General features: G+C 56.9%; 11 protein-coding genes and 5 pseudogenes. 7 read left to right on the forward strand and 9 right to left on the reverse strand.

Going from position 1 to position 19387, the window contains the following annotated elements:
• Positions 1-1077, forward strand: a 1077-nt coding sequence (locus NKI08_RS26060; protein WP_352773282.1) for an integrase catalytic domain-containing protein, incomplete at its 5' end; no start/stop codon positions are given.
• Positions 1078-1122: 45 nt separating this feature from the next.
• On the opposite strand, the gene NKI08_RS34750 is transcribed toward NKI08_RS26060, so the two are convergent.
• Positions 1123-1284: a hypothetical protein gene (locus NKI08_RS34750; RefSeq protein ID WP_189556919.1), complete on the reverse strand. Its 162-nt coding sequence runs from the start codon at positions 1282-1284 to the stop codon at positions 1123-1125.
• Between NKI08_RS34750 and istA the strand changes: the two are divergent.
• Positions 1283-2793: pseudogene (gene istA / locus NKI08_RS26065) on the forward strand (IS21 family transposase). The gene NKI08_RS34750 and the pseudogene istA overlap by 2 nt on opposite strands.
• A 12-nt stretch (positions 2794-2805) precedes the next feature.
• Positions 2806-3561: an IS21-like element helper ATPase IstB gene (istB, locus tag NKI08_RS26070; RefSeq protein ID WP_125007203.1), complete on the forward strand. Its 756-nt coding sequence runs from the start codon at positions 2806-2808 to the stop codon at positions 3559-3561.
• A gap of 289 nt (positions 3562-3850) precedes the next feature.
• Here the strand turns inward: istB and ectB are convergent, their stop codons facing one another.
• From ectB to NKI08_RS26090, 4 genes are all read right to left on the reverse strand, one after another.
• Positions 3851-5158: a diaminobutyrate--2-oxoglutarate transaminase gene (gene ectB, locus NKI08_RS26075; RefSeq protein ID WP_352773285.1), complete on the reverse strand. Its 1308-nt coding sequence runs from the start codon at positions 5156-5158 to the stop codon at positions 3851-3853.
• A 364-nt stretch (positions 5159-5522) separates the two neighbouring features.
• On the reverse strand, positions 5523-6779 hold the full coding sequence (gene glyA / locus NKI08_RS26080; RefSeq protein WP_352773288.1) for a serine hydroxymethyltransferase: 1257 nt from the start codon (positions 6777-6779) through the stop codon (positions 5523-5525).
• An 18-nt stretch (positions 6780-6797) separates the two neighbouring features.
• On the reverse strand, positions 6798-8078 hold the full coding sequence (locus NKI08_RS26085) for a preATP grasp domain-containing protein (protein ID WP_352773291.1): 1281 nt from the start codon (positions 8076-8078) through the stop codon (positions 6798-6800).
• 71 nt (positions 8079-8149) lie between these two features.
• Positions 8150-8947, reverse strand: a complete 798-nt coding sequence (locus NKI08_RS26090) for an aspartate/glutamate racemase family protein (protein ID WP_352773294.1) — start codon at positions 8945-8947, stop codon at positions 8150-8152.
• 958 nt (positions 8948-9905) lie between these two features.
• On the opposite strand from NKI08_RS26090, the pseudogene NKI08_RS26095 reads away from it, so the two are divergent.
• A pseudogene (locus tag NKI08_RS26095) lies at positions 9906-11265 on the forward strand (MFS transporter); the annotation flags it as partial.
• On the opposite strand, the pseudogene NKI08_RS26100 reads toward NKI08_RS26095, so the two are convergent.
• The 3 pseudogenes from NKI08_RS26100 to NKI08_RS26110 form a co-directional block, all read right to left on the reverse strand.
• Positions 11263-11567, reverse strand: a pseudogene (locus NKI08_RS26100) (transposase); the annotation flags it as partial. The pseudogenes NKI08_RS26095 and NKI08_RS26100 overlap by 3 nt on opposite strands.
• A 321-nt stretch (positions 11568-11888) precedes the next feature.
• Positions 11889-12910, reverse strand: a pseudogene (locus NKI08_RS26105) (IS110 family RNA-guided transposase).
• A 69-nt stretch (positions 12911-12979) separates the two neighbouring features.
• Positions 12980-13357: pseudogene (locus NKI08_RS26110) on the reverse strand (transposase); the annotation flags it as partial.
• A gap of 205 nt (positions 13358-13562) precedes the next feature.
• On the opposite strand from NKI08_RS26110, the gene NKI08_RS26115 reads away from it, so the two are divergent.
• Complete coding sequence (locus NKI08_RS26115) at positions 13563-14591, forward strand: IS110 family RNA-guided transposase (RefSeq protein WP_352773297.1); 1029 nt, start codon at positions 13563-13565, stop codon at positions 14589-14591.
• Positions 14592-14919: 328 nt separating this feature from the next.
• Here NKI08_RS26115 and NKI08_RS26120 read toward each other — a convergent pair whose 3' ends face one another.
• The gene (locus tag NKI08_RS26120) at positions 14920-15717 is read right to left on the reverse strand and encodes an IclR family transcriptional regulator (RefSeq protein WP_352773299.1); all 798 of its coding nucleotides are present in this window, start codon (positions 15715-15717) and stop codon (positions 14920-14922) included.
• Positions 15718-16445: 728 nt separating this feature from the next.
• On the opposite strand from NKI08_RS26120, the gene NKI08_RS26125 reads away from it, so the two are divergent.
• Positions 16446-17612, forward strand: a complete 1167-nt coding sequence (locus NKI08_RS26125) for an aminotransferase class V-fold PLP-dependent enzyme (RefSeq protein ID WP_352773302.1) — start codon at positions 16446-16448, stop codon at positions 17610-17612.
• A gap of 279 nt (positions 17613-17891) precedes the next feature.
• Positions 17892-19322, forward strand: coding sequence for an aspartate ammonia-lyase (locus NKI08_RS26130; RefSeq protein ID WP_502899673.1), 1431 nt, complete (start codon positions 17892-17894; stop codon positions 19320-19322).
• Positions 19323-19387 lie beyond the last annotated feature (65 nt).

Here is a 19387-nt window from a genome sequence, read left to right on the forward strand (position 1 = left end):
TACGTCGAGGTCGATTTCGTGGCGCATTCCGGCACATCTTCGTCCGGCAGCTTTGTGCAGACGATGGTGTTGACCGATATTGCCACGGGGTGGACTGAATGCGTTCCGGTCCGCACGCGCGACAGCGGCAATGTGATTGTGGCGATCAAGCAGGCCCGCTCGTTCTTTCCCTTCCCCCTGCTCGGCGTAGATTTCGACAACGACAGCGCCTTCATGAACGAGTTCGTCGTCTCCTGGTGCCGCAGTGAGGAACTGGAAGTGACGCGCTCGCGCGCCTATCGAAAGAATGACCAGGCGCATGTGGAGCAGAAGAATGGCGCCATCGTGCGTCGCCTGGTGGGGTATGGTCGGTTTGTCGGCGCGGAGGCGACGGCCGCGCTTGGTAAACTTTATGCTGTCGTGCGGCTTTACGGCAATCTGTTCCAACCGTCATTCAAGCTTCAGGAGAAGACGCGGATCGGCGCTCGTGTGATCAAGCGCTATCATCCGCCAGTTCCGCCTGCGGCCCGTGTCCTTGCACATCCGGGTGTGGCCGAGGCCGACAAGCAGCGGCTCCAGGCGATGATGGAAACCGCCGATCCCGTGCTGCTGTTTGCTGGCATCCGCGCCGCGCAGGAGGAGCTTGGGCGGCGGGTCGATCGTCGTGGCCTGAATACGAAGATTGAGGAGCCGGCCGTTATCGATCTCCAGCGCTTCGCCGCGAATCTGAAGACGGCCTGGAAGAGTGGCGAGACCCGACCAACGCATCGGCGGCCGTATCGGCGGACCAAACCCTATCCGAAGAGACCCAGCATGTACGAGCCGTTCGAGGCGCAGATCAAGGGATGGCTCGAGGAAGAGCCGGCGCTCTCGGCAGCAAGTGTGTTGCAACGCCTGACAAAGATCGACCCCTCGCGCTTCAAGGAAAATAACCTGAGAATGGTGCAACGGCTTGTGAAGGTCTGGCGCATGGAAATGGCTGGGCTGATCATCCTCGATGGCGGTTGGATGAAGAGCTGGCCGCTATCTCCCTCCGCCGCGACGGATGGAGAAAGGGCCCACGTCGGCCCTATCGCGTTCGGTAACATTCCTCGGTGAGGCAATAGGATGCGGATTCCGACGTGAAGCCGGCCGCCATTCCGATCAAAGACCGGCCACCATTCCGATTTGAAGCCGGCCACCATTCCAATCAAAAGTCGGCCAGTTTTCGGCACTGAACATTACCTCCTGGGTCAGCAACTTTGGCATCAAATGCCCCGCGATGAACGGGGAGATTTTGATGCCGGCAAAGAGAAGGCTGACCATGAGACAGTTACGACAAATGCTGCGGCTTGCCGGAAGCGGGACCAGCTCCCGCGAGATTGCCGTCGTCTTGGGAATAGCGCGCAGCACGGTGCAGGATAATCTGCAGCGCGCAGCGGCGGTTGGATTGAGCTGGCCCTTGCCGGGCGAACTGACCGACGATGCGCTCGAGAACAAACTCTTCACTCGCAACGGCGTCAAACAGGGCACGAGAAGACGCACAGAACCAAACTGGGCCGATCTTGCCGTCGAGCTCAAGAAGCCCGGTGTCACCTTGCTCATCCTCTGGGAGGAGTATCGTGGGTCGCATCCCGAAGGATACGGCTACAGTCGCTTCTGCGAACTCTTTCGCAGTTTCGAGCAGCGGCTTTCGCGACGATGCGCCAGGAGCATGCGGCCGGCGACAAGGTCTTCGTCGACTATTCCGGCAAGAAGATCCCGATTGTTGATCGCAAGACCGGTGAGATCCGCGAGGCAGAGATCTTCGTGGCAGTGCTCGGCGCATCCAGCTTCACCTATGCTGAAGCAACATGGACACAAACACTTCCCGACTGGATCGGCTCGCATGTTCGGATGTTTCGTTTCTTCGGAGGCGTTCCCCGGTTGGTCGTTCCCGACAATTTGAAGTCTGGCGTCAGCCGCGCCAGTTTCTACGATCCCGAGATCAACCGCAGCTACGGCATGATGGCATCCCACTATGGTGTCGGTGTCCTGCCGGCACGGCCGCGACGGCCGAAGGACAAATCCAAAGTCGAGAACGGCGTCCGCTTCGCCCAATCATGCATTCTGGGGCGGATGCGCAATCAGACCTTCTTCTCGCTGGCCGAGGCCAATGCCGCCATTCGCCAGGCACTCGATCGCATCAATGATCACGTCATGCGCCGGCTGGGCGTCAGTCGCCGGCAGCTGTTCGAGAGTGTCGAGCGCCCGGCTTTGGCCAGTCTTCCACTGGAGGATTACGAGTTTGCCGAATGGCGTTTGGCCCGCGTCTCGACGGATTACCACGTCGAGTTCAAGACCTTCTTTTATTCCGTGCCGCACAGCCTCATTCGCCAGCAGGTCGATCTGAGAGCAACGGCACGCACCATCGAGATCTTCCACCGCGGCAAGCGCGTCGCGGTGCATCAGCGCCGCTATGGCGGTCCTCGCCATGGAACCGATCCGGATCACATGCCCAGCTCCCACCGGCGCTATGCCGAGTGGACGCCAGATCGCTTCCGTCGCTGGGCCGCATCCGTCGGCCCCGAGACGGAAGGCTTGATTGTCGCAATCCTCGCCAGCCGCCCACATCCTGAACAAGGCTTTCGAACATGCCTGGGTGTCCTGCGCCTGTTTCGCGATGTCACACGCGATCGCGCCGAAGCTGTGTCAGCCCGCGCTGTCGAGATCGGTGGCCTGAACTGCAAGAGCATTGCCTCGCTTATCGCCAATCACAAGGCCGCAAGGCATTCCACCGAACCGACCGCCATCGTCGATCACGCCAATCTGCGTGGCCCTGATTACTTTCATTGAGGAGACACACCAATGCTTATCCATCCCACCATCGACATGCTGCGCGAACTCGGCCTTCATGGCATGGCCACCGCCTTCCAGGAGCTCGACGCACAATCCGAAGCACGCGGCCTCGAGCATGGCGAATGGCTTGCCATGCTGCTTGAGCGCGAGGCTACCATGCGCCGCCAGAAGCGTTTCGAAGCCCGCGCCAGGGCTGCAAAGCTGCGCCATGACGCACAGATCGAGAATGCCGACTTCCGTGCCGCACGCGGTCTTGACCGCAATCTGTTCATGGCGCTCGCCGGCTGCGACTGGATCAGAAAGCATCACAGTCTTCTCATCACCGGGCCGGCGGGCGTGGGCAAGAGCTGGCTGGCCTGCGCTCTCGGCCACAAGGCCTGCCGCGAAGACTTCTCCGTCGCCTATCACCGCGTTCCCAGGCTGTTTGCAACTCTTGCCCTTGCCAGAGGCGACGGACGTTATGGCCGGATCCTCAAGCAACTTGCCAAAACCGACCTTCTCATTCTCGATGACTGGGGACCGGAAAAACTCAATGATGACCAGCGGCGTGATGTGCTTGAGATCATTGAAGACCGCTACGAACGCCGATCGACAATCGTCACCAGTCAGCTGCCTCTGGATCGCTGGTACGAGATCATTGCAAACCCAACTCTGGCCGATGCCATCCTGGACCGCCTCGTTCACAACGCCTATCGCATCGATCTCACCGGTGAAAGCATGCGAAAACAGCGCTCGCCAAGAGCGTCTGAAACAGCTCAAGCTTGACCTGAAACGAAACCCAATCCAAACATCAACGAGACCCAGGATCAGTCCGAAAAATGGCCGGCTTCAAATCGGAACACCGGCCGGATTGAAATCAGAATGACCGGCCGGCTTCAAATCGGAATCGATGGCCGGCTTCGTCGGAATACGCAAATAGGAGGGGTCAATTCCTCACTTCGCTTGACAAGAATCGCTCTTCAGGAGCAACCGCACGCTTTCCCAGATCGACCTCTCAACACGCCGGGCTGTCAGTTTCTCTTCATTGAGATTCCGGACGATCATGATTCACCTCTTACGCTGCTGTGTTCACTGCGCTACCGATCACCCTTTCAATGGCGTGCTCGAGGATGTCGAGGCCTTGGTTAAGCTGATCCTCCCCAATGACGAGGGGCGGCAGACATTTCACGACCTCGTCTTTGGGACCGGCGGTCTCGACGATGAGGCCCTTCTGGAAGGCGGTCCTGACGACCTGACGGGCAGTCTCACCAAACCTCAGATCTATGCCCCGCATCATGCCACGACCCTTGGCTGACACGCGGCTTGGGTCGTATTTCTGCGCGATCTGCTCAAGGCGGCTTTTCAGCAGATTGCTTTTCTCCTCGACGGATGCCGCAAAGCTGTCTGTCCGCCAGAAGTGCTCAAGGGCTGCGCGAGCGGTGACAAAAGCATGGCAGTTGCCGCGGAACGTTCCGTTGTGCTCTCCGGGCTCCCACTTGTCGAGTTGTCGGTCAATAAGAACGAGGGCCATAGGCAGGCCATAGCCCGATATCGATTTCGCCATCGTAACGATGTCCGGACGGACACCCGAAGCTTCGAAGCTGAAAAATGCATCGGTCCGGCCAACACCCGCCTGAATGTCATCGACGATCAGCAGAGCTCCGTATCTGCGCGCAATGGCTGCTACTTTGCGCAGCCATCCCGGCCCGGCGACATTCAGGCCGCCTTCGCCCTGAACTGTCTCGACAATCACCGCCGCCGGGGCGTCCACGCCGCTGGAGGGATCGGAGAGCAGGTGATCAAGGTACTCGGCGGTGTCTACACTGGACCCAAGATAGCCGTCATAGGGTAGCCGCGTCACGCCGCCGAGCAGCTGGCCAGCGGCTGCGCGGTGATATCGGTTGCCGGTGCAGGAGAGAGCGCCAAGGCTCACACCATGAAAGCCATTGGTGAAGGCTATGATGTTGGGCCGACCAGTGATCTTGCGCGCTAGCTTGAGAGCAGCCTCGACCGCGTTCGCGCCGGTCGGACCTGGAAACTGTACGACGTAGTCTAGTTGTCGCGGCCGAAGGATCGTCTCGTGGAATTCTCGCAGAAAGGACTCCTTGGCTTCGTTATACAGATCCAAGCCATGGGTGATGCCGTCACTCGCAATATAGTCTACGAGCGCAGACTTCAGCTCCGGAGGGTTGTGCCCATAGTTCAAGCTTGAGCAACCCATGAGAAAGTCGAGATAGCCTGTCCCATCGCGCGCAAACAGTTGGGATCCTCGTGCCGTTCCGAAGACTACAGGAAAGCTTCGGGCATAGCTGCGCACTTCGGACTCGCGTTGGTTGAAGATCGCGAACTCCTCTCCGCTATCTAGTGCGTTTCGGTCAGTCATCGTTGCTTTCCTCATGCTAATATTAGAGGCGCAGACCCGGCTGCAATACCTGCAGAGCTAACGGGGCGTGCGATTGGGCCGCCTGCTAACATGCACTCGCTACCGCCATTCACAGCCAATCTTCCATCCGCATGTCATCGTCAGACCGAGGTTGCGACGCCGCCTGACTAGGCCGTGCCACCAGCTGCGAAATCGCCAACGGGATGAAACCCTGTGCAGCCACACCGTCAGGAGCGCCGCTCCGGAGTTCCATATGCCAGTAAGCAGGTGAGCCCGATAGCCCGGACCGCAGCGCCGTCGCCGACCCAGCCGAGAGCCTTGCAAGCGCTATGTCATCCAATTCTACTCGACGGCTTTACGCCCACTACGCCACCCACTTCCGATTAAACAATGGAAGTCCCTGAGTGTTTTGCTCAACAAAAGACCTCAACTCTTCGACTCTATCATGATTACCCTCGGACATAACTACTTTCCCGATCATTCCACCGACCTCAAAGAACTGCTCTTCATTGAATCCTCGCGTTGTCATGGCGGCACTACCGATCCTCAGCCCGCCCGCCTTAGATGGTGGAAGGGTGTCAAACGGGATCGGATTTTTATTCGTAACGACCTGAGCCTGAAGCAACGCCTTTTCAATTTGACTACCGTTCGTCCCACAGCTCAGCAAATTAATAAGCAGTAGATGAGAGGAAGTGCCGCCCGAAACGAGCGTAACGCCTTCATAAATCAGGCCCCGCTCCAACGCTTTCGCATTTTTCAATACATCCTTCGCATACTCCCGAAACTGCACGGTCTGTACTTCGGCCAGTAGAGATGCCCTGGCCGCAATCAAGTCCATTTTTGGCGCACCCTGCAGACCAGGAAATATTGCCCTATCGATTTGTTTAGCCAAGCTATTTTTACATAATATCAATCCGCCGCCGCGTGGTCCCCGCAGGGTTTTGTGTGTGGAAGTCGTAACTATGTCGGCGTGAGGCAAAGGAGAGGGGATCACGCGCCCCGCCACAAGGCCTGCGGTATGCGCCAAATCCACCCAAAGAAGCGCATCCACTTCTCGTGCGATCTGGTGCATCTTCTCATAATCAATCAATCGCGGATATGATGAACCTCCGCAGATGATTGCTGCAGGTCGATTTTCCAGTGCAATTGACCGCACCTCATCATAATCCAGCTGCTCGTCGGCCTTTGACACTCCGTAGTAACACCATCGAAAATTTTGGCCGCTCGCATGAAAAGGGGCGCCGTGGCTTAGGTGACCGCCGTCCTGAAGCCGCATGGCCATTAGTCCGTCGAGTGGCTGGAAAAGCTCATTCATTATTGCGAAATTGGCAATCGTAGCGCTCATGGCCTGAACATTCGCGTGTTCGCAGCCGAAAGCAGATTTTGCCCTATCTATCGCTAAATTTTCTAGCTTGTCAGCAAATTCGCAACCTGAGACACACCGTTTACCCGGGTAACCCTCGGCATTTTTGTCGGCAAAGATACTTCCTTCAAAGGATCTTATGGCAGGTGACGAATAATTCTCGGAGGCGACTAAACTTATCTGGGACAGCTGACGGCGCTCTTCCATCTGTACAAGGTTGTATACTTCCTTATCCGACGAGGCGGTAACCTTCTCCACTATGACTTTCTCCCTAATTCATGATGAAAAGTGCGCCACCTTTATCCCCTCGAACAATTCAACGAGGGCGACTTCTATGCCTTGGACGTCACTCCGATCGCTTCCGACGATTACGAAGTCATATGGACCACGATCTTCATAGCCCTCCACCATCACAACTGCTCCACGTTTGACGGAAGGATTGTAGTGCAATTGTCGTTTTTCAAGCAGGTCGAGAAGATCAGGAAATCGAATGCCAACAGGGATGGCGGTTCGCGACAAGACCACGCGCTCACCTTTTTTTATATCGGTTTCTAATCCTAAGGAGCTTGATAAAGCCCTGATCAACGAGAAGCCTCCGTGTCGCCCGTTTACTTCACATGCGAAAAAGCCGACCTCTTTGGCGTTAACGATATCAACGCTGAGGGGGCCTAAAAATCCAGCGTCACGGGCATATTTGCCAAGACGTCGGCACCAAGCCAGAACGTCCTTTGGCAGTTCATCAACAAGCGATCTATCCCAATATGCACCTCCGTATCCTGGATTGAACAGGATTGTCGCGACACCTACGAGTTCTACTTTGTCTCTGCCAATGTCGAAATGTACGCCTATCGAAGACTCATTTTCGCTATATGCCTCAACGATCACAGGATGTTTCTCTGTCGCAATCAAACCTATTTCGTGAACCCCTGCACGTATGGAACTGGCATCAGCTTCACGGATACACACCGCACGCGTGGCGCCCTGGAACGATTTTTCGATACTCTTGGAGATGACGAAGTTGCCATCACCACCTGAGTGACGAGCCACCTTCAAAATTACCTTATCAGAAACCGATAAGGCTCTGCACACAGCATCTATCACTTCCTGGGCGGTTACGCAGACACTACCACTTGCAATCGGCACGCCGAGGTTGGGCGCAAATTCGCGAAATGTTGCCTTATTGTTAAAACGAGATGTCGCTTCAGGACGTGCCCTAGCGTTCTGGTTTGAAAACGTTACGGGAACATCCCCCATAGATCTTGCAATGCAGATAGATACTTCGTCGGCGATATACGGCTCCAGACACGAAACGCGGCCCGAAGACAACAAACTCAGAGAGTTGGACAAACGACTGCCAGCCTCGAGGTCGTTTTTCGAGATCGGCAACGGACGCTTGGTGGATGTCACTGAAGTCGTCAGCGGCACGATGTTGCTGCCGCCCTTTAGCGTATTAACATAATCTAGAAATGACTGTGATATAGGCGTCGGGGTGATAAGTATGTCGTGGTTTTTAGCAACCCAGATCATCCTTTTGGCTTCCGCCGCATTATTCTGCAAATACTTGTCCGACAACAAGTGAACTGGTGGGGCCATAGCGTCGGAACCGACGTTTCCTAGTACTAAAGCGATCACCTTTTTCTACCCCGTGTTCGGTTGTCCAACATGTCCGGAAGTGATTGGCTTTCTGCTAGCCACCAGTCAATGCAAGCGTCAGCAAGGATATTAATCGGGTCGACAATATCATTGTCGTCTGCGAGATCTCCGCGGACCGCTGATAGTTCACTGCAAGCAAGTATAATTTTGTCAGGCCCAAAGGACCTTGCAACTTGAACAAGTCTCCTTAAACTGTCCTGTGCATATATTATCTCTCCTGACTTTACCTCAGATATGACCTTGATGGCGTCATTTACAAGTTTCTTGTGACTCCTATAAAGCGCTTTGCCGAAGTCGTTCGCGTTTTTCCCAGCGTAAAGCCCGTTTTCCATTGACGCGCTCGTTCCTAAGGAAATTAAGCGAAGGGTTCGTGCTTCGCTGACACGCGTTGCCTCTATGGCAGTTCTTGTTATCTCTACCATATCGATCAATTTTACTGACAGCGATTCTTTAATCTCTGTGGCCCAGAGATGTGCAGTATTGCAGGGAATGACGATTGCTCCGCATCCAGCTTTCTCTAGCCAATACGCGCGTTCCAAAATTTGCCGCAAGGGGGCGTCGCTGCCGATTAAAATTGCCTGCGAACGATCAGGGATATTGGGAACCGATAAACAAATAAACGGGATGTGGTCCTGGTCTCTTTCAACTCGGCTTTTGCGAGCTAGGACCTCCAGGAATTTAGCAGTCGCAAAGCTTCCCATTCCGCCGACCACTCCAAGTGGTTTTCGTTGCCCAGGTAGTCCGGGAGATGGCGGCGGGATGGCGTCGATCATCAAAAATTCCTATTGTTGAGGTTTTGCGCCACCGATCATCTGTGAGGCGGGGCATCCGTGGTCGCGTGTTCTCAATAGCGAAATGTTCTCTCTACCTGCTCCGCCGCCGTCTGCGGAATGCCCGGCATCGCTTTAGCTATACCGGCGCGGATCCGACTTGTTGACGCACGACGAGCGCATCAAAAATCGTACCAACTTCGCAGGAATGAGCCCTGGGCGAAATTTCGATATTAAGATCAGAGAGTTAAGCCAGAGCGTCGACGAAATCGGGGCCACACGCCACTATGTAGCGGGCGCGACAAACCCGACAGGACATGTGGAGACAGTGCCAATGCCGAAGCGTAGGACTCGGCAATTGAACCGGACCGCAACGTCGCTTGCGGGAATGCCTCGATGCGCGCCCCTAAAAGGTGTACCTGGTGCCGTAGGGCATCTCCTGGCCACTCTGCCGGATTGCATAGCTTTCCATTCTGGAATTCCGGGCGCGAGTAAATGTCGCGTGGCATTGTACGATTTTGTCGGGCATCGACTTGGCTGGTTCGACCCGGGCCGTGGTTCTGAGACGGCTTTCTTTGGTACGCAATTTGCTCGTAGCTCAGGAGAATGTCGAAAACTCACGAAAACACATGCTGCCGCAAACCACATCCTGCCGGGAACTTGGCCTGCCGTCGGATGGCAGATGCTTCAGGCCAAAATAAGGAAGAGCTCAGGCTTGCCGAATGCGGATGGCAACCCTGCAAACGGTCGACGCAGCCAAGACGCGAATGTTCGCAGGGGTCCAATGTCATTTTGGTTTCTGGTGCGCCAGCATCGAGCCCCCAGGAGAGGGCTACTCAAGACTGCGGCTCGGCGGAACTCGAAAACACTACTCGCCAGATGCATGCATTGAGATGGAAGCGCCAGCATGTCAGGAACGGAATGCTTTGGCGCGCCATGCAGTGTGAGAAGTCACAGCCTCATGCAGAGTGAAGGTCCCTCTCCACCCGCCTCAACGATCCTCGCTCCCCTTCGGAACCGAGTATTTCGATCAGTGTGGACGGCTACACGCATAGCCGACCTAGGACGGTTGGTGCAAACCGTTGCCATCGGTTGGATGATGGCAACGGTTTCGGCTTCCGACCTAACAGTCGCACTTGTACAGGCTGCCTCCACATTGCCAACGTTCTTCCTCTCAATTCTCGCAGGAGCTGTTGCCGACAATTACAGCCGTCGGGGGGTGATGTTTGCAGGCCACTGCTTAATGGCCTTGGCATCCATAGCGCTGGCGATTTCAGTCGGCCTGGGTTGCGTTAGTCCTTGGCTAATACTCGGCCTGGGTTTCTTGGCCGGCTGCGGCTTGGCCTTGAATGAGCCGGCCTGGCACGCTTCCATTGGCGATATCTTGGACAAGCGCGACATCCCGGCTGCAGTGACCCTTATGTCTGTCAGCTATAACGTCGTGCGGAGCGCTGGCCCGGTCTTGGGTGGCGTGATCCTAACCTTCTTTGGACCGTTGATCGCTTTCGCCTTTGCGGCACTGGGTGATCTGGCACCTCTCAGTGCAATTTGGCGCACGAAATGGAAAGTTCGCTCTTCTACGCTTCCTCGCGAAAGAATGACGACGGCGATTCATGATGGAGTGCGCTTCACAGCGTTGTCCTCCGAAATCAGAGCCGCAATCGCCCGTGGAGCCCTATTCGGCTTGGCCAGCATCTCCATCATCGCGCTCCTCCCTCTCATCGTTCGCGATCAGATGGCGAGCGGTCCGGTCGTATTCGGCATTTTATTGGCTGGCTTCGGCATGGGGGCTTTTATCGCAGGCATGAGCAACGGCTTACTAAGGCGGATCACGTCTCAAGACAGGCTGTTCACGTTCGCATCGGCAGCCTGTGCGGCATGTTGCCTTTCTCTTGCGCTGACATCGTCGGTCGCTGTGGCGGCCATTTCGCTGGCACTCGGCGGCGCGGGTTGGGTAATCGCATGGACGGGCCTTGACGTGGCTGTACAGTTGTCGAGCCCAAGGTGGGTCGTCGGCCGCACGATCTCGATCTACTACGCCTTGGCCTATGGCGGTATGGCAATCGGCAGCTGGCTTTGGGGCACCGTAGCTCAGAATTACTCACTGACTTGGTCTTTAGAAGGCGCCGCGGCGGCTCTATTGCTAGTTGCAGCAATCGGAATTGTGTTGCCCATACGTCCGTGGGAGGAATTGGATCAAGAAAATTCAGATTTTCACGCTCCGGAACTGGCACTCGATCTCAAGCCTAGAAGCGATCGCTGTCAAAGTCGAATCCATTTCGGAGGAAAACAGGGAGGCCTTTCTGGGCTGCATGCGTGCAGGCCCGACGCTCCGATAGGCCCATGACGGCCTGCAGATGCGCTACGGCTTCGCGCTTGGCGGCGGGCCCTACCATTTTTGACAGAAGCTCGCGCAATGCCGAGGCTTCGAGCATCTGGTAGGCGAGCAGCTTCTTCAGTTTGGCATTCTCGTCTTCCAGGCTTTCAGCCGTTTGGCGTCGGACACATCCATCCCGCCATACTTGGCCTTCCAGCTATACAGCGTCGCCTCCGAGGCCCCGTGCTTGCGGGCAAGATCGCTCGCCTTCGTGCCCGCCTCATGCTCGCGCAGAACCGTAATGATCTGCTCTTAAACCGCTTTCTCTTCATCAGTCCGTCCTTCGATCAAGGCCCGGACTCTAATCTCAGATCGAGGAAATTCTCAACCTCCGCGTGGCAAGGGCTTTTTCGGCGCTTCTGGCGGTTGGTCGGGTGCAGGCATGTATACGGCCTTTGATTCTGGCGCGTTCATGCCGCTGGCCCTGATGTAGTCCGCTGATCGGATCCCAGACAGGTCAACGCGCTTTCAAGCGGCACCCACTGAGCGGGTTTGTTCGACCCCGGCTCGACCGTTCGCCATCACACCATCAGCACCTCACCAATCTCTGCACCCTCCGCGGCCGCCTCAACGGGCGGCGGGGCCTTCAAAACGGCGGCCGGTCATCATCAGCGCCCAGACGATCCTCGCCATCTTGTTCGCCAAGGCGACGGCGACGACGTTGTATGGCTTCTTCGCCAGCAGCTCTGCAGCCCAGCGGGTAGACGCCGCTTTGCCTTTCCGCTGAACCGGAGCACAGCATGGGCGCCGACCACGAGAAGGCGGCGTAGAGAAGGATCACCTTGTTTGCTGATCCTGCCGAGGCGGTCCTTGCCACCCGATGAGTTCTGCCGCGGCACCAAGCCTATCCATGCCGCCAACTGCCGGCCGGATTTGAAGAGCGTCGCGTCCGTTACGGTCGCGGCGATCGCGCTTGCAGTGATTGGGCCGATGCCAGGGATTGTCTCAAGGCGTCGGCTCAGTTCATTCGAGCGATGCCACGCATGAATCTTGCGGTCCAGCTCGCTGATCTTCTCATGTACCTCCCGCAACTGACCGATCAGGGGAAGGAGCGCGGCCTGCGCAAGCGGAGGAATGAGTTCGTCACCCTGGTCTTCGACGAGCGCGATTAGCGTGCCCACACCCGCAATGCCTTGGCGCGTCACGACACCGAACTCCGCCAGGTGGCCGCGCAGGGCGTTCACCAGCATCGTCCGCTGGCGGATCAACAGCTCACGGACCCGATGCAGCATCAGCACACTTTGCTGCTCCTCGCTCTTCACCGGAACGAAGCGCATCGTCGGTCGCGTCACCGCTTCGCAGATCGCCTCGGCATCGGTCGCATCATTCTTCTGTCTCTTCACGTATGGCTTGACGTAGGACGCCGGCATTAGCCGAACCTCGTGGCCCAGCGCCATAAGAACCCGAGCCCAGTGGTGTCCAGTCGCGCATGCCTCGACGCCGATCAGGCACGGCGGCAATGCTTTGAAGTATCCAACGACATCATCGCGGCGAAGCTTGCGGCGGACGACCGCGCCGACACCATCGACTCCGTGGACCTGAAACAGATGCTTCGCGATATCCAGACCAATTGTGGTAATCCTTTCCATGGACGGCTTCGACAGCCACACTATGGCACCTCGATGCCGGGAGCGGAGGCCGTCCACCACATCAGGTCACGAGACATGTAGCCCGACGACATCGTGTAGTTTCTCGGCAGAAGCCTTGTCATTCGATAGGTTGAAAAGCTGCGCCAGCGGTGCGGCGGAAGTCCGTGCTCATGCCAGATCTTGACGCACGGCCCTGCCCATCGCACGAACAATAGCCTCCTGTTGTCCTTTCCAGAGTCAGAGCGACCATCCGGTCGACAAGGTCAACCTCAAGCGGCGCGGTGCCGGCCGGCCGGCTCTTGTCGCGCAAAAGACCACTTCGGCCATGAAGCGTTCCTGCCAACGCCAGACGCAGTCGACTTGACCCTCGCCTCCATGATTCGCGACGGTTCCCAGACCCTCGTCGCTCATCAAGATGATCTTCGCCCGCCACACATGCTTTTGGGCGAACTGCCCGCCGCGACGTATGCTCGCGTTCGTGATCCAAAACCAGCCGAACCGCGCGGGGTCCGGACCTCGGGAGAGAACTTGTTGGTCGTCTTGCTTGTCATGACTCCACCTTCTCAGGAGTTGATGGAGTGGATGCCCCTCCCGCCAACGGCGTGGCAGAGTTGCGATCGTAGAATGGGCTGCGGATATCAGGAGGAACAACATGAATACCGTCACCATCATCGGCATCGATCTGGCGAAGCGCGTCTTCCACGCTCATGGCGCGCACGCCGACGGCAGCGTTGCATTCCGGAAGAGAATGGCTCGCTCTCAGGTCGTCCCGTTTTTGGCCCGACAGCCGACTTGTGTGGTCGCCATGGAGGTCTGCGCGAGCGCCCACGAATGGGGCCGGACCATACAGGAGCTGGGCCACGAGGTGAGGCTCATTCCGCCCAACTACGTCAAGCCATATGTAAAGCGCCAGAAAAACGACACCGCTGATGCCGAGGCCATAGCTGAAGCAGGATCACGACCGACGATGAGGTTCGTGGCGGTGAAGACGGAAGAGCAGCAAGCGAGGTCGATGGTCTTCCAAACGCGCGATTTGCTGGTGCGCCAGCGCACGCAGCTGATCAACGCATTGCGCGGGCATCTTGCCGAACACGGTGTCATCGCACCGCAAGGTCCGGCTCATCTGAAGACTTTGGCTGCCGTGATGGGTGCGGCCGAGCCAACGATGCCCCAACTGGTCCTCGACGTTGGTCGCGTGTACTTGGAGCAGGTCGACCGGTTGAGCTGCGAGATTGCAGAGCTTGAGAAGATCCTTCGCCGCGAAGCTCAGTGTGGGGAGGATACACGCCGCCTTCAGACCATGCCGGGAATTGGCCCGATCACGGCCATGGCGGTGGAAGCGTTCGCGCCCCCAATGGCGACCTTCAAGCGCGGTCGCGACTTCGCCGCCTGGCTGGGGCTGGTGCCGGTTCAACATTCGACAGGCGGAAAGCAGCGGCTCGGCCGCACGTCGAAAATGGGCCAGCGGGACATCCGACGGCTGCTGATCATCGGTGCCATGGCCGTCATACAGTGGGCCTCCCGCCGCGGCGCCCGACCCGGCTCATGGCTCGCCCGAATGCTGGATCGCAAACCGCTGATGCTGGTTGCCATGGCATTGGCCAACAAGATGGCTCGCTCGGTGTGGGCAATGTTGACGAAGAAAGAGGATTACCAGGATCATGGCAGCGCAGTAGCCTGAGCATTTACTCGGCGACTGCGACGCCATGATGGGCGGAATGTGAGGAGGTCGTGAACGTCAAGGGCAAATGATCGGTCTGATCGGGATCAGGAAATGCACCGAGGCTCCAAGAGCGAAAAGCTCGTCGAGTTGATTTGCGCCTGATCCGCGTATCTCCATGACGGCCAGCGGCACCTCGACGCCGCATCACAGGCCTGACACATGACCGCACCCGATCACATGTTCGAAGACGCAAATGGCACTTGCATGAAACGGGGCATCCACACATACCTCCGATCAACCCGGGGCGGTTCAAGCTACTGTCATGAACGATTGTTGCAGCTTTGGCTTATCCGGGGTCGTCGTCGGCAAAGTCGCTGCTAGTCTGCAGTATCGTCTCTGATAGCAACTTCGCTGCTCGGCCCAAGGGCTCACGGAAGCTCTGAAGCCCTTCAAAGCTGACGCGGGCCACTGGAACGGACACACCAAGACAAGCAATCAAGGTTCCGCCCGGGGCGAGAATTGGAACAGCGCAACCAACTACACCTTGGACGAATTCTTCGTTGCTCCGAGCCCATCCTTCCCTGCGAGTTTCCTCTAGAACAGCGAGAAGGGAATCAGGATCGGTTATAGTCCTGTCAGTATGCTGCTCCATCTTCAGACACCGAACCAGCTTTTCACGCGGCTTCACAGGCAGCATGCTCATGTAAATTTTGCCAGTGGACGTACAATAGAGCGGCGCACTGTGCCCAGGATCAAATTGTAGCCCTTGAGGGGGCTTTACTCGTACGCTGTCGACGTAGACCACAGCATTGTTCCGCACGATACCAATCTCGCATTGCTCGCCGATTTCTGCCGAGACGTTCTGTAGAAGTGCGTGGCGACGTGCCGTTCGAAAGGCTGAGCCAATCGTCTTGCCCGCAAGCACGACTAGATTGTTGCCGACAACGAATCGTTTTGTGCCCGCCGCGCGCTGGAGAAGTCCGCGGGACTCGAGATTGCTGACCAATCTGTGGGCTGTTGGCAAGGGCAGGTCGAGATTCTTGGCAATGTCTGCCGCAGTAACTGCTTTGAGTTGAGTGGCCACAAAGTCAAGGATTGCAAACGCTCGATCCAAGGGACCATCTGAATTGACGTTTAAGCTCATTACTGACTCGCTGGAGAGAGGGGGTTCACAATATGAGAAAAAAATTCCCGAAATTTGATTGTAGCATCGACTCTCGATTTTGAAAATTTCTGACAGCAATTAGAAACACGTCCGCTACCGAGCCTCTTAATCCCGCCTGATCCTCGAATTTCGCTGCAGGTTTAGAGGCCCGATTGTCTTGGTGAGTTGTCAGTTGATGCGCTCATGGGCTCGTGGAGCACACTGCGGCGGCGCTTTGCCCCGTTAATGCTGCAGGGCCAGCTCGCTTTGCTCGACGCCAGACCTCAATTTTTGACCGTCGCCCTTTCGGCGTGTGCTGGTGAATGGGGTTAGACATCTCCGCACTCCAATCCCTCTTCGGGCGATTACAGAGCGCGGATGGGGCAACATTCGATCCTGTGTTTTAATTTACTGGCTGCTGGCGAGGCGGCATGCAGCTTGCTATGACTCGCTACCCCAATCCTCAATGTGTGCTAGATGCGCCGTCAGAGCGCTTTCCAGAGGGTAATGACAATCTATTATCATTTTTCGGAATAAACAAGTCCGCTAAACGATATAATGGTGGACCCATAGCGCTTTTTACATATGCTTTGCCATCGCGGAGCGCAAACAAAATTGTGCGCGCAAACGAACAAGGTGCGTGCAGAAAACTTCGCATATGTGCCGGACGACAAGGACATGGCTTACCCCGCGGCGAACAAATGCGGCTAGCCGAATCGGAGAGATAGATGGCGCAGTATTATGACGTTGAGGCGGTGAGGAAGCTATTTCCAGTCGTGGCGAAAATGACCTATCTCGACTCCGGCTTCCAGACGCCGATGTCAACGCCCGTCAAGCACGCCTTTGAAGCATTCATAAAGGAAAGCTACGAGACAGCTGGTCCGAAATCCGTGTGGATTGACCGCATGGAGAAAACTCGGGGCAAGGTGGCGGCTTTATTGAACGCAGCCACCGAAGAAATCGCATTCACGAAAAACACGTCCGAGGCGATGAACATTGCCGCGAACGCTCTCCCGCTGAAGGCGGGCGACAATGTTCTGATGATCCATGGCGACCATCCTAACAATACCTACGCATTCCTGAACCTGAAGAAGAAGGGCGTCGAGGTCCGCTTCATTCCCATGACGGAAGTCGTCAACGCGGACAGCTTCCTTGGACAGATCGACGCCAATACCAAGGCGATCTCGATATCGTATGTGGCCTTCCATGCAGGCCACCGTTTCGATATCGAAAGCATAGGCGCGCTGTGCAAGGAAAAGAACCTTTATTTCGTCGTCGACGTCATGCAGGCGGTCGGGGTTGTGCCGATCGATGCAAAGAAAATCGGCGCCACATTCATCGGCTCGGGAACGCACAAGGGGCTCCTCGTTCCCCAAGGCTTGGGCCTGCTCTATTGGGATCGCACCCGCACAGAATTGGAGCCGGCGTATCTGGCGGCAATCAGCCTTGAAAATCCGCCAGCGGATTTCATCGCCCGCCCTGACGACATGGCACCGGCTCCCACTGCTGGCCGGTTCGAACTCGGCAACTTCAACCTGCCAGCAATTCAGGGGCTCGGCGCGGCTCTCGATCTGATTAACTACATCGGCATTGAGAAGATTGAGGCTCATTGCTTTGATTTGGGCGACAGGCTCATAGCGGGGCTTGATGCACTCAACATCAAGCTTGTTGGCCCCCGCGACCGCTCCAACCGTGCTCCGCATATCTACGTTGCCGCGCTGTCAGCCGATGAATGGATCGACTACTTTGCCTCCAAGGATGTGCGCGTTTCGCCCGAGCGCGATGGCGTTCGCATGTCGCTTGCCATGTTCAACACCGCGTCCGACATCGATCGCGTCCTGGACGTCATAAAGGAACGAGGCAATGCGGCCGGCCGCTCCTCAAAGGCTGCCTGATGCCTCACTGGCCGCGCGGCAATCATTGCGCGGCTCCGACGTGAACCAAGAATACAGTCATGATCGTAAACCAGCCCTACGCCTAAACTGCATGTACTTCTGTCCGCAACAGCCTCATTACCTTTTCGGTCGCCACCGCTCCTGCGGGTCCGATCCTTCACAACAGGGATACTTTCTTTCCACCCCGAAGAGCGACCGGCCTGCGAATTCCTGAAGCAAACCATCCACTGAAAGACCAGCGCTTTGCAACAGTGCCGGTTTCAGTAAATCACGCGAGGTATTATTGTGACGAAGGCTCTAGAAACCGAGCGCATAGAGAAAGACCCGCTAGGCCCTGTAAGCATCCCGGTCGATGCCTACTACGGTCCTCAGACGGCACGGGCCATCGCCAACTTTCCTATTTCGGGTATAAGGATTAGCCATTTTCCCAACTTCATCAAGGCGCTCGCCTACGTGAAAATGGCAGCGGCACGCGCCAACGCCGCGCTCGGCGATCTCGATAAACAAAAGGCCGATGTCATCTGCCAAGTCTGCGAGGAAATCGTGGCCGGCAGGCACCTTGGCGAATTCCCTCTCGATGTCTTTCAGGGCGGCGCCGGGACCTCGACCAACATGAACATCAATGAGGTCATCGCCAACCGAGGCTTGGAGATCATGGGACTGCCACGGGGAAAATACCACGAGCTACATCCCAACAACGACGTGAACTTCGCTCAGTCGACAAACGACGTTTATCCGACGGCGATCCGCCTTGCGATCCTTCTCTCTCGTGGGGCGTTGCAGCGAGCTTTGGAACAGCTCTCGGACGAGTTGGAGGCCAAGGCCGAAAGCTTTTCGGAGGTGATCAAGCTTGGCCGGACGCAGTTGCAGGACGCTGTTCCGATGACGTTGGGCCAAGAGTTTCAGGCTTTCGCGACGACGCTGCGCGAAGATGTAGCCCGTCTCGGTGAGATCGCCGCATTCTTCCATGAAATAAACCTGGGTGGCACGGCGATTGGCACGGGCATCAATACGAACCCCGACTATCAGGCGGCAGCTGTAGCGCAGCTGCGCGCGATTTCCGGCGTGCCCGTCGTCTCGGCCGGAAATCTGATCGAAGCCTGCTGGGATACCGGCGCCTTCGTGCTCTTCTCTGGAATGCTGAAGCGGACGGCGACGAAGCTCTCGAAGATCTGCAACGATCTGCGGCTGCTGTCCAGCGGCCCTCGTGGCGGCCTGAACGAAATCAATTTGCCTGCGCTTCAGCCCGGCTCCTCGATTATGCCCGGAAAGGTCAATCCTGTAGTGCCGGAGGTGGTCAACCAGGTCGCCTTCCAGATCATTGGTTACGATCTCACAATCACTCTCGCCTCCGAAGCGGGGCAGTTGCAGTTGAACGTGATGGAGCCGGTCATCGCCTACAACATACTGCACTCGCTGGAGCTTTTGACCAATGCCGTCGATGTGCTGCGCACGAAATGCGTCGTCGGCATTACCGCCAATGCAGAAACTTGTCGCAAGCATCTCGAAGCCAGTACCGCCGTCGCAACAGCACTGACGCCTGCGATCGGCTACGAGCGGGCGGCAGAGCTTGCAAAGGAGGTCTTGGCCTCCGGAAAAACCATCCGCGAAGTCCTGGCCGAGCAGCCGGACCTTTCGGAGGATCTAATCGCGAACACCGCCGATCCGCACCTTTTGACCCGGCCAACGCGATCACGATTGGCATCGTAACGGCAGGCCAGAGATCAATCGGCTGTTTGCGCGGCAGCGAAAGCAGCCGCCCACCTCAGCAGTAA

This window comes from Mesorhizobium sp. M0768, from assembly GCF_040320195.1.
Lineage (GTDB): Bacteria > Pseudomonadota > Alphaproteobacteria > Rhizobiales > Rhizobiaceae > Mesorhizobium.

Excerpts from the sequence above, each read along its gene's own strand:
- NKI08_RS34750 (WP_189556919.1), bottom strand. The coding sequence starts at position 1,284 with ATGGTCAGCCTTCTCTTTGCCGGCATCAAAATCTCCCCGTTCATCGCG.
- istB (WP_125007203.1), top strand. The coding sequence starts at position 2,806 with ATGCTTATCCATCCCACCATCGACATGCTGCGCGAACTCGGCCTTCAT.
- ectB (WP_352773285.1), bottom strand. The coding sequence starts at position 5,158 with ATGACTGACCGAAACGCACTAGATAGCGGAGAGGAGTTCGCGATCTTC.
- NKI08_RS26090 (WP_352773294.1), bottom strand. The coding sequence starts at position 8,947 with ATGATCGACGCCATCCCGCCGCCATCTCCCGGACTACCTGGGCAACGA.
- NKI08_RS26115 (WP_352773297.1), top strand. The coding sequence starts at position 13,563 with ATGAATACCGTCACCATCATCGGCATCGATCTGGCGAAGCGCGTCTTC.
- NKI08_RS26120 (WP_352773299.1), bottom strand. The coding sequence starts at position 15,717 with ATGAGCTTAAACGTCAATTCAGATGGTCCCTTGGATCGAGCGTTTGCA.
- NKI08_RS26125 (WP_352773302.1), top strand. The coding sequence starts at position 16,446 with ATGGCGCAGTATTATGACGTTGAGGCGGTGAGGAAGCTATTTCCAGTC.